Below are 12,275 nucleotides of genomic sequence, written 5' to 3'. Positions count from 1 at the left end.
ACAGTGTATTATTGTTATTTATGCCCCGTTGGATCTGGATGTGTCTTGTTCCAAATGAATGTGGCAATCTCATTTGAGAAGCCTTCCAATATTTGGGAAAGCTCGTCTGAACCATGGTTGATCAGTGCAGCACGGGCAATGATTGCCGTAAGGATATATACAGCTTTCGTTACGGAAGGGCTGGGTGTGATGTCATGATTCCTGGCCGCCTCTACAAAGAAATCAAAAAGCGTAATGCATCCTTCTTTGGGTATCTTCCAATAATGTTGTTTTTCCTCTCCATAGCGAAGGAGCAGTCTTTTTAAAGAAGAAGATTCCGGAACAGGAAGGATTACGTACCGTATTCCCTGAGAACCTGCAATATCCTGTAGCACATCAATGCTAGGATTAGCCGTACCTTTAAAGATCTTGCTAAGATAGCTCAAATCCCGTCCGGTCATGATTGATATCGCTTTAATAATATCCTCATGATTGTCAGATGACAAGATCTCTGGGGTAATGAGAATTGTCTTGTATTTACTGTCACGATGTTTCATGTTGCAAATTTCTAAAAAAGGGGAAGTAAACATAAAGTTTATAAAACCTGCGTTTGGTTTATAAACTTTATGTCATATAAAATACTATTATAATTGTTTGATTATTAGACATCTATAAAATTATATATCTTGATATATTTTTATAATAAACGGTACATGAAGGAGTACCTTTGCACGCGAATCAATTAGGATGAAAGTTATTCAGGGCCTCTCATCTCTTGAATAATTCCGCTTCTTACACAAAAGCGGTGTCTATGGGAACCACTGACAACAAAACAGGCCTATCGTAATCTGAAAATAAGAACCACATCATTAAGGAAAGCAATCTGCATGATACATAATGAAAGGGTAAAATCCAACCAATAACCAAGCAATTTATGAAGCAGCATTAACCTTGACCTGACAAGGCAAAAGCAAGTAGGTAAATGGTCTTGAGATAGACCAGAGACGCAAGAATTAAATCTATGAAGAATAAATGTCTGTGGTTTTATTTGTCCTTTGTCGAAAATATACAGTAAATTTACGACAAAATAACAGATATGAACGCCGGAAACAATTGATAGTCAAATCATCAGTTGCATCACGAAGCGCGGAAAGGTAATCTACTCTACTAGAAAACTTTGCTGCCTATAGCGACATGAATTCGTTTCAATGTCCTTGGAGCATCTGAAAATAAAGGTGTCATCATTCGGCTGGCTAATAGCACCTATACCTATCCGAAAATTGACAAGGAACTTGGACTTGGCGTCTTATACAGACCATCGAAGTTATCGTCTTGCAAATTGCTGGGAGGGACGGAGCCTACATCACTCCTCCATCCACCATAAGACGCTGCTGTTCAAGTTGACTATTATGGCGCAGCATTGATGCCAGAGCATAAAAAACCGCAGTATCCGTGGAGAACACACATACTGCGGTTTGAAATTACTTACGCTTACTTCTGCATCACTTGCAGGAAAAGGTGTCAGCAGGATTCTTTGATCAGTCCGAAGATAAATTGAGCAAAATCGGAAATGTCTCCATCAATGCTGGCTTTTTCAAGTGCGGCCATGTAGATGCTTCGTCGTTCGACCGGGACAACCGTCCACGGCAGTCCGGCGGTGACAAGCAGGGTGTTCATGATGAAACGTGCAGTACGTCCGTTGCCGTCCATGTAAGGATGAATATACACAAAGAAGAAGTGTCCGAGAATGGCTCTGACGTAAGCATTCTCTTCCTTGCCCAGAAGCTCACAGAAAGTGGGCATGGCATCCCTCAGTGCATCAGGGTTCAGAGGCGTGTGCTTGGAGTTGCGGATATATACCTGGTGGCTGCGGTATCCCGCCAAGTCTGAAGCCTTGATGATGCCCGCGGTGATACAAGGCTGGAAGAGTTCAAAGTGCCACGCCGGGAAATCATCGGCGACAGTTTTGCCGGGATGACCGTCTGTCAGAATTTTCCTTACGCTGTTCTTTACGGCTTCGAAAGCCTGATAGTAGCCACGGGCAGCAAGCGCATTTCTCTGCTCAGAGTCCTTGCCGTTAGCGGCAGGATTCCAGTTGCCGCTCCTTACCTTCTCTATCAGTCCTTCCGTAACGCGGTAGCCTTCGATGGAGAGTGAATGGTAGGAGTCCTTCACATAGTTGGCTTCCATGTTGGCGATAACGGAATCAACGTCGTTGTTATTGATCGGAAGCACAATGCCAAGCGACACGATCTGCGCTTTCATTTTCTCCCACATGAGTCGGATCCTGATAGCGTAGGGCGACGCTCCGATACTTACCAATGGCGACTTCTCCGTGAATGGGTCCTCCTCACGAAGCCCGTGCCCCAACCGTTGCATGAAGCCGCTTATCTCATCAGCCATGCTGCCCTTTCCAACATTCCGCAATGCCCCACAGATGCGAGATGCGCGTGTGGTATTACCTTCGTCAGCCACTACTCTGATGATTTCAGAAGCATCTTTCAACTGTGCAAGACACGTGCGGGCGTTCAGTGCGTCTGATATGAAATACTGTGGTGAGCAAAATACCAATGCCTCCGCCAAAGGATAAAGATGGATGCCATATCGCGGCTCTACGTACATGTCTGCGGGGATAGACGCTGTGATGTCCATCAATGAATCTCCATGCAGCAACTGTACCACGTTGTTATTGGCTTTGGCCGACCGGATGATTAACTGGGAAGGACATGTCGTCTCCCCCGCATAGAACGATAGCGACTCTTCGGCTGTCAGACACCAGTCTTGGCCGAAACGGCTGGCGGCATAGGCCGAAACAAACTGCCAGTAAGAGGCATACCACACGGTTGTGTCGCCCTCACTCCCCGGAAACGACGGGATATACCATCCTCTGATGACGGATTGCAGATAACCGTTCTGCAATAGCCTCCTGGTATGCGTCTCACCGAGTACCGAATGGCCTTTGATAACCATGTTGCCGTGGCTGTCCTGATAGTCTTTCAACACCCTCAGAGATTCAGCCAACTTCTCCTGTATGCTTGCCATAAAACAATCCTGTTAGTATGAATGCGCGAATCAATATTAGTTTTAATCGATGTACGAATATTAGTTTTAACATGCGTACTATTATTAGTATTTACAGCGCAAAGTTATAAAAAATAATTGTATCATTCAATGTGAACGGTATCATTTTAATCGTTACGTATAAAAAATAATAAATTTGCCAAGATGAAGCTGTTTTCTTTTGGTTTGTGAATTTATATCATTACTTTTACAAACTGATAATACGAATATTTTCCCCGCCAGCGCTCCCCGCCTTGGAACTCTCCGTTTCACAGCGTGAAAGGATTTAAGACACACACATAATAGTAAGAATCCAAACCATCTAAAAGCGAAATTCATATACGATATGGCAAAATTTATAAACCGAAAGCAATTAGGAAGGGCTACCGATGAAGAAATAGAACGCTTTTTTGCTGAAACCACTTTTGAGGGCATCTTCTCTCATGAGGTTAAAAGCAAGAAAAAAGATTTCTATAAGGGTAGCATTTCAAATATCAAGTTGGATGGTCGTCCAACCACACTTGTAGCAATATACTTAAACGTACCGGTTTCAAGCAGACCCATACCAGAAGGCCCTTGCTCGTTTAAGTGCAGAATGAATATCTCAGCACTTCGTGAGGATCCTCCAAAATATATAGTGTACTTAGTTGGTTCATCACTAAGGGCTATTGACAATATCACAAGACCGGTTGTTGCTGTGAGTGCCAGGGATGCACAAGAACAGGATCTGTTTGAGATGTGGGGAGTCAACACCTGCGAATTTATTGGTTTCTACCATTACGATGAAGAAAATGAAATCTATCTTGTTGATGATTTGCGTAAGCCGAATTTTGACCACATTCCCTATTATCCCGGCGATAAGGATAAGCAACCTATCAAGATAACCTATCCTTATGAGATCCGCGGCATAAAGCCAGACAACTATTATCTGTTTACATGGAAACTTTCTCATAGGAACGAGTTCAATCCATACGAGATATTTATAGATTTAAAAAATCAACCAAAGCCGATAGAGGCAAAATGGTTTATTGACACGCTGTTTGAGGATCGTCATAACGACAAATCAAAGAACTTCGGGTCAGCGACAAATTTCCTTGACACGCTTAGCAAACAACTTAGTGCCAAGGAATCCACTTTCGTATATGAGCTCTTGCAGAATGCCAACGACTATCCTGTAGAGGGGAAAATGGTAGATGTGGAATTTCACATCACCGACAATTACCTGCTGTTTATGCATTCTGGCGACAAATTCAATGTTCGTAATATCTCAGGCATCTGTGGTATCAACGAAAAAGAAAAGATCGCCAACAAACACACTATTGGCTATAAAGGCATTGGCTTTAAGACCGTTTTCTTGCACAACCATTATGTATATCTGCAAACAGGTGATTACTCTTTCCGCTTTGATGAAGGCGAGACGCCGGAGAAGAAAGTCGGCGGCAAGATTAAGCGCTTAGGTGCTCCCTTCCAGATTCTGCCAATTTGGACCGAACACCGCGAAGTAGCCAAAGAGGTGAATAGTGTATTCGATTCCAGTGATAAGAAATTCAGGGTTCGTATCGCCTTACGCCCTGAAGATAAAAATATTCTTCATGTTGGAAAGAACAGTTACGAAAATCTCTTTAAGGACATCTTTGCGGACGCCAATATCATTTTGTTTATTCCTAATATCAATTCTGTTAAAGTTGTCATTAACGGAAAGGAAGAAAGATTATGCTTACGCGACAATGCAGAATGGGTAGTCGGTAATTATGAAGAGGAAATTCCCGTTGAGCTTCAAGAATCCATCAACAAGACGATAGATAAAGGGAACAGTCGTATTCCAGAGAAATATAAGGACTTTGACTACACCAGGGTTTCGTTCGCCTGCAAGCATGAAGGTGCAAATATAAAGCCTGTTGAGAAAGCAACATTATATTGTTATCTGCCCACAAAAGCATCCTGGGGTTTCCCCTTCCTTATGAATACCGACATGATACCTAAGGGAGACCGTAATGATATTGAAACTGAGGTAAGATTCGCTAATGAAAAAGAATCCAACTTCAACGCGGAATTAGCAGCTATTGCAGGTAAAAAGTTATTCGTGTGGATCAAAGACCTGCTGACTTCCAAGAAGTATCAGTTAGGCTCTGTGTTCTCTCTTGTGCCGGACTTCAGAAAGTGCAAGAAGGAACACGACTTCTACGATGAGTTCATTGAAAAGTTTGAAGAAACGTTCAATGAGTGCGTAGAAAAAAAACAGATTGTCCCCGTCAAGCATGGAATAGCCAATGTTAAGCATGTGATTCTTGATACGACTGGGCTTAGCACTTCTAGTATCATGACAGATGAGGAATTCTGTAAGTTCACAGAACTGGAGGATTATTATCTTCCGTTGCCAATGCTTCGCAGAGATAGGAATTTCAATGCATTCCTGAAGAGATATGCAGATGATGATCAGAAGTTTACCGAGGAAAATTTAACGGATCTGATAGCTAATGATGATTTCCAAGAGTGGCTTAAAGACCAGGACAATAACAACAAATTCTTGAATTTTCTCTTGGAGAGGGGTTATTTAGAGGATCTTCTCCAAGAAGACATCTTCCTCGAAGATGAGGGTGACCTGTACGCTGCTGGTGAGCTGTTCTATGATGTTGATGAGTACCTTGAGGATCTTAGGGCTTTTACAAATCACATCTGTTTCTTGTCCCCGAAGACAAGAGCGTTCTTCAAAGACAACGAAGAGTGGGATCATACGGTTGAAAAGGCCTTCGCCGATTTCGACTGTGAGGAATTTGTGGACAAAACGCTTCTGTCAGATAACTATAAGGAAACCGTGCAGAGACTGAAAGATAAAGAGACCTCCATTCATTTCTTTAAGTTCCTTGCCGAAAATGTATCGTTTAATGAGGACTATTTGTCTCTTCCAGTAATTGATGATCATGATGAGACGGTAGACGATTTTAAAGATTGTTTCTTGTTCTTTACGTCAAAAAGGGGCCATGAGATATGCGAATCAAAGTGGTTGTCTGGCATATCGTTCCATTTTCTTTCAAACGATTATCTTTCTGTCACAAAGGAATATTTCAAAGAAAATTTTGATGTAAGAGATTACTCAGATGAGATGATCATTCATGATATTATCTTGTCTGACGATCATAAAGATAAAGTCTCTGATGTAATAAATGACGACTTTGATACCAGCTGTGATTTCGTCCAGTTCTGCTTTTCTAACAGTAAGTTGATTCCTGACAAAGGACTGTCTGGATATAGTCTTAAAGTTTTCGATTGTGACGGTGATGAGCAATGGTTCATAGCCGGTTGTGATACTTACTTCAATTCATCCGATTTTGAACACTATTCTGCAAAAGAATGGATAGACTCAGATTGGATAGCATCGGTAGACAATGCATATTTTGATGATGTTGCAAACAAAGCTGATCTTAAGAAGTTCTTTCATCGTGCGTTCGGCGTAGAAGAGCTTACCGACAAGATATTCTATCGCAATGTTGTAAAGCAGAACCTAAAAGACATCTTCAACTATATCGGGGGCAATGATGATCGCGACGGTAGTCAGAGCATAGATTTCGTTAAATACCTTGACGAACATTATCAACTGATCTTCGAAGAAGAGAAAGACGGTGACATCTTTGAAGGTCTGAAGCTGGTTACAAGTGATAACAGTAATGTTTCACTTGATAAAGAGAATCTGTATATCTATGACAACGAACTCACAGAGATCATTGATTACAATTGGTTTCCTGATGACCTTGTAGCCGTGACGCACCCTGACTATGGTAAATCCAAGTCTTTAATAGCTTTGGGGGTGAGGACTTACAAGTTTAGTGAATTCTTCGACGATGTAATTGCCGAGAATATGAATTGCATCAACGATCATACATCTTCGAAAGAAGAAAGCGTCTCTTTCCATGAGTTTATCATAGACCATTATAATGTTCTTACCCAAGAACAGCAGATAAAAATGAAGGATGCCAAGGTTTATCTTTATGGACAAGACGAGCCTGCACGTCAATCTTGTGGTCATAAGACGCTCAGTGCGAATGCAAAGGAACTGTTTCATTTGGGACTTGTTGAATTTTCAGATCTTGACATCATTGATCCTGCCTACAAGACAGAGGAGAATACAGAGTATTGGGAAACACGCTTGGAGAACTCTAAGTTTACAGTCCAACATTTCTTTACTTGGCTTAGCAAGAATGTTGACACCTTTATCAGTACCATAAAAAATGAAGAATTAAACATTGCATTCTGGCGATGGCTAAAGAACAATGTGTCTGATAACCTTATCGATCATCTTATCGAAGAAATGACAAGTCTGCCTGTTCTGTTAAAGGATGGTAGTATAGCCTTGGAAGGTCCCATCTATTTTTCTGATGAATACATGGATGGAGCAGCCATTGAGCATTCTGTCAGAATCTTCGATGAGAAAGCGAAATTCCTAAGTCCTGAATACATTGGTGAGGAAGATGATATAGACGGGTGGAAATCATTCTTCTCTAAAGCTGCTATAAAATATGAAATTATTGATATCTTAGTTGAGACCGTCATTCCCCAGCTATCAGAGATAGACGACGAAAGTCTTCCTAAGCTAATTGCAGAAAATCGCGAAGCTCTTGAAAAGCGATATGAAGACGGACTTGTCGCTCAATTAACCAACTTGCGCGTAAAGGCTCACGATGGAAAGTTTTACGATATATGCGATACTATCTATATTGATTGCGAGAAGGAAGAACCATTCCCATATATCCAACTTCCTAATCAGATTTCATTCAGTTCTTCCGAAGAACGTTGTCTGATAAAGGAGATTATTGACGAAATAGAAGGTGACCGCATTGAAAATCTCAGCGACTGGCAGCAGCGCAAGCTGGATCGTTATCTTGACATACAGGATAACGATACTGACGATATACGTGGTTTCCATTACAAGTTCATCAACGATCTTGCTACCATTCGTAATGCAGATGGAGACACATTAAAGGATCTCAAACATATAGGGGAGATACAACTTCTTGACAGGAATGGCTCTTTTTGTGATGCTTCCACTCTCACTATGGGATCAGTTTATAGGCCGTTCTTCGATTTCGAATCTTGCAATGTAGATTTCGACTATGTGAGTGATACATACTATGAAGAATGCTCTGAATATACCGGCAGAATATTCAGAGATCTAAAGATTCACTGTGACTTCCAGGAAGAAGACATCGATTGTTTGAAAAATCGCAAATGCGCAGTATACTTCTGGGGAACCTATCTTCTGAAAAAAGACGCCGCCATCTCGCGCGTCAAACAGTTGATGTCTGAACATAAATTTGATAAGATCGCATGTATTCCCACAAAAGATTACATGAAATGCGCAACCGATCTGTATGATGGCGCAGAAGTATCAGGATACGTCAAGAGTATAGAAGACTGGGAGAACAAGGTTCCGCTTAGGAATCTTCCAGACATAAAACTGCCTGATGATACCATTCTGTTTGGTTTGTTGCCTTTCAAGAAATCACTCGATTTTCTTGATGCTTTGTACGCTTTAATCCCAATCGTAGGGCAAGAGAGACGTACACAACTTCTCGATTGGATGATTGAAGGCTATGACGGATCATTTGATTCGAAAATTGATGAGTATCGTGAAGATGAGAATGCGGTATGGTATAACAACAAGAACGAGAAGGTACAGATCAAAGAATTATACGCACTCGACTACTGGGACAATAGTCTGGAACAATTCTTTGGGGCCAACCCGAGAATTATCAATAAGGCTTACTTCCCATCGGGTGATTCTTTCAAGAAAGCCTGCGACATCCTAAAAATCAAGACCATCACCTCAGATGACTTGAAAATGGAGCCTGTGGGTGATACTGTATATGCAGGTTGCAATACCACGCATAAGTTATATGCGTTGGTTATCGCTGGTATGACAGATGATGCAAACTGGAAGGAACTCTATGATGGCTATACCAAGAAGTTGGAAGAATTGGCACTTCATAAGTGTGAAGCAATCATGATAACATACACTGAAGACGAAGCTATTAATCAGATTCTTAAGAAGTTCTATCATAAAACTGGAGAAAACGATTTCTACTTTGTCGATTCTCTTGATAGCAAGCGAGTGTTTAAGTCATTTGTTGATGAATATGTCAAATTTTTAGGTATTGACACAGATGACATTGACGAAGATGTTATTGAGGATATCATGGATAGTCGCGACAATGCCATTGAAATTATCAAAGAGCAGAATCGCCTTATGATTGATGATGGCTTTAAAGATGAACTTGATCGACTTATACCCGGTATTAAACAGATATTAGGAGGCAAAAGGGCTCCTGATGGAGAAGAGGAGGGGCCAGTTCGTACAACATTTACGACAAAGGAGACATCTGACAATTCTAATGCCGGAGATGATGGCAAACCTGGCGAGAAAGAATCTTATGCCCCTGTTGACGGAGCGGGTGATGACGGTGGTGAGCCTGTTAATGGAGCGGGTGATGACGGTGGTGAGCCTGATAACGGAGCAGGTGATGACAGTGGTGGGCCTGATAACAGAGCAGGTGATGGCGGTGGTGAGCCTGATAACAGAGCAGGTGATGGCGGTGGTGAGCCTGATAGCGGAGTGGATTCTCCTCAGCCCCCAGTATATCCACATGGGGGACAACATGGTGGACATTCCGGGCAAGGTGGGTATCATCCTCATAACTATGGGGGTACCAGTATACTTCAACCCCATGGCGTAGAACACAGATTGAAAGTTTTAGAACCTAGTGCAGCTGATGTAAATGCTATTAGAGAGGCTTTAGGGGATGGTTCGCTTACCGCAGATCAAATTGCTGACCACAACTTCTTGGCACAATACAGACTCTATCATAATTTGAAAGACCATGGAATGACACCGGAAGAAAGTGAAGCGGATTTCATTCGCAACTCAAAACCGTCGTCCTATCACAGATTGGTCGGCGGTAAGAGATTGCATGCTTGCAGTGCATATCATGGCATTATGTATGTCTCACCAAAGATATGGAATGATGTAGAAAATGATAAATGTGTAATATGTGTGTATTATGGACCCAAAGCCAATGAATTCAAATACTTCAATACTGAACAGCAACTGCTTGACTGGATCAACGAGGATGATATCGTGATCAAGTTGACAGGTAGTAAGGATGAGAAAGCAGATATTCTGAGAGACTTGTATTCGCGTACCTTGAATAATGTTTCTGGTACGGCTTATACTCTCATCCGTATGACCTCAAATGAGAGATACAACTCGCTGTTTGCTCAGTTGCCGGATGAATTAAAAGAGTATATCGGAGACAACGACAAAATCGATGATGACTAATATTAGTAAAGTAGAGGGCTATCAGAACTTCTTCATTGACCAAGTGAAAGAAGCAGAGGCGGAACAGAAAAACTTGATGATGTCTCCTGTTAACCAACTCTTGCGCCGTGAAGAAATTGTTTTCGGGTATGTCGATCATATCAATGAGAACCGTGGGCACGTTGTGCTACGATTCCCAAAGGATAGGGCTCCCCGACTGAAAGTCCAAAGGTCTATCATGGCAATCAAGAGGGCAGCAAGAGCTGACCTTGGGCAAAATGTATATGATTGGAATTGTTCTTTTTTCGATTTTTGCAAGAACGGAGAGTATCATTCTGAAACATCGGATCTGATGCCATTATATTATCTGAGAAAGAATGATCCCCGGTATGATTATGTGGGTTGCTCTGCCCTCAGTGTTTCCATGTTTGATCGCTTCAAGCGCACATTACAGGCTGGGAAGTCATTGCAAGTGGTTGTTTTCAATCCATTTCCACCTGTAGATTATATGAACAACCTGGTTAACTTTCTTGAAATCTACAAGGATATGCCAGAACAATTGTTAGAGCCTAAGATAAGTTATGAAGACTGGCATCCTGAAGAGTTAGAATATAACTCAAAGAATGAAAATGGAATTGCCGAAAGAGTCATGAAGACTTTGGAGAAAGAAGATTGCTGCATATTACAGGGTCCTCCCGGTACTGGGAAAAGCTACACTATAGCATACATTATTGCCCATTATCTTGATGAACAAAAGACTGTCTGTGCCACAACGATGGCCAATAAAGGATTGATGGAGCTCGTTAAGCAGCCTCCCTTGGAACCATTCTTGGAAGATGGAAGAATATCAAAATCGAATCTATCTGCTGATGAGAGAAAAGAAGCCGTTGGTATCCAACCAGCCAAGAAAGGCTTTGTAGTTGCGGCGGGAGACTTGTTCTGTTCTACGAATTATGTGCTTTCGCATGTTTACAATGCAAAGAATATTTCGGATAACGGCTTGCCCTCTTATGACTTAGTTATCATGGAAGAGGCTTCTCAAGCTTTCCTCGCCACTATTCTGGCATTCAAGAAACTGGGAAAGAAATGCCTGATAGTGGGCGACCCTATGCAGTTACCCCCTATTATTACCAATCCGTCAAAAAGCATATATAAGGCATGGAACGTAAATACACAAGTAGAGGGCCTGAAGACCTACGCCCTAGGTACTAATGTTAAGTCTTATAGAATCATTACGACATTCCGCCTTAGTCCCGCAAGTGCGAAGTTGACGTCTACTTTTTATAGCAATCATTTCTACTCTGTACAAAAGGAAAGACTGGATTTAAGATTGTGTCGGAATGATTTATTCCCATCAGAAGGCGGAGACTTGTACTGTTACACGCAAGACTTCACTAATGGCATTATTTCCGAAACAGCTTTGAAGCTGATTGGTAATGTTATCGTAGAGATGACAACAAAATATCCTCGGTATACCCTGGCTATCATATCTCCGTTCAGAGATACTGTAAAACAGTTGCAGAGATCATTCCTTACGGAGACTGCAACAGATAAACTGACGATTGAAACCATTGACAGAATCCAAGGAATGACTGTGGATTATGCCATTCTGTATATACCTGGCAGAAATCCCGGATTTGCCTTGGATGACAGGCGATTTAATGTTGCAACGAGCCGTTCAAGGAGTACCACATTAATTATCTCTGATATACCCTTGACAGAACTGCAATCTATATCATCAAAAGTAGACAACTTTGTGAGAAAATGCAAGCATGTAGGTGAAAACAACTTAAAGATAGATGAGGACAGACTCTGGAAAAAATAATAATAATAAATTTGCCAAGATGAAGTTGTTTTCTTTTGGTTTGTGAATTTATATCACTATTTTTGCAAACTGATAATACGAATATTTTGGAAGATGGGTTCG

At 41.6% G+C, this 12,275-nt stretch carries 4 protein-coding genes; 2 read left to right on the top strand and 2 right to left on the bottom strand.

Going from position 1 to position 12,275, the window contains the following annotated elements; genetic code table 11:
- Positions 1-14: 14 nt before the first annotated feature.
- Together PREMU_RS09825 and PREMU_RS09820 are read right to left on the bottom strand one after the other, a co-directional pair.
- The gene (locus PREMU_RS09825) at positions 15-536 is read right to left on the bottom strand and encodes a transcriptional regulator (protein ID WP_040558253.1); all 522 of its coding nucleotides are present in this window, start codon (positions 534-536) and stop codon (positions 15-17) included.
- A gap of 964 nt (positions 537-1,500) precedes the next feature.
- Positions 1,501-3,021 carry a Fic family protein gene (locus tag PREMU_RS09820; protein ID WP_007574978.1) on the bottom strand — a complete coding sequence of 507 codons (1,521 nt, stop codon included), beginning with the start codon at positions 3,019-3,021 and terminating at the stop codon, positions 1,501-1,503.
- Between the two features lie 364 nt (positions 3,022-3,385).
- Here PREMU_RS09820 and PREMU_RS09815 point away from each other — a divergent pair, with 364 nt between their 5' ends.
- A complete protein-coding gene (locus PREMU_RS09815) occupies positions 3,386-10,369 on the top strand; it encodes a sacsin N-terminal ATP-binding-like domain-containing protein (RefSeq protein WP_007574977.1) in 6,984 nt (2,327 codons plus the stop codon).
- On the top strand, positions 10,359-12,173 hold the full coding sequence (locus PREMU_RS09810) for an AAA domain-containing protein (protein WP_223918640.1): 1,815 nt from the start codon (positions 10,359-10,361) through the stop codon (positions 12,171-12,173). The genes PREMU_RS09815 and PREMU_RS09810 overlap by 11 nt, the downstream gene beginning before the upstream one ends.
- Positions 12,174-12,275 lie beyond the last annotated feature (102 nt).

The organism is Hallella multisaccharivorax DSM 17128, from assembly GCF_000218235.1.
Taxonomy (GTDB): domain Bacteria; phylum Bacteroidota; class Bacteroidia; order Bacteroidales; family Bacteroidaceae; genus Prevotella; species Prevotella multisaccharivorax.
This window is presented reverse-complemented; position numbering and strand designations above follow the sequence as displayed.

Bases quoted from the DNA above. Each gene is read 5' to 3' on its own strand.
- PREMU_RS09825 (WP_040558253.1), bottom strand. From the start codon at position 536: ATGAAACATCGTGACAGTAAATACAAGACAATTCTCATTACCCCAGAG.
- PREMU_RS09820 (WP_007574978.1), bottom strand. From the start codon at position 3,021: ATGGCAAGCATACAGGAGAAGTTGGCTGAATCTCTGAGGGTGTTGAAA.
- PREMU_RS09815 (WP_007574977.1), top strand. From the start codon at position 3,386: ATGGCAAAATTTATAAACCGAAAGCAATTAGGAAGGGCTACCGATGAA.
- PREMU_RS09810 (WP_223918640.1), top strand. From the start codon at position 10,359: ATGATGACTAATATTAGTAAAGTAGAGGGCTATCAGAACTTCTTCATT.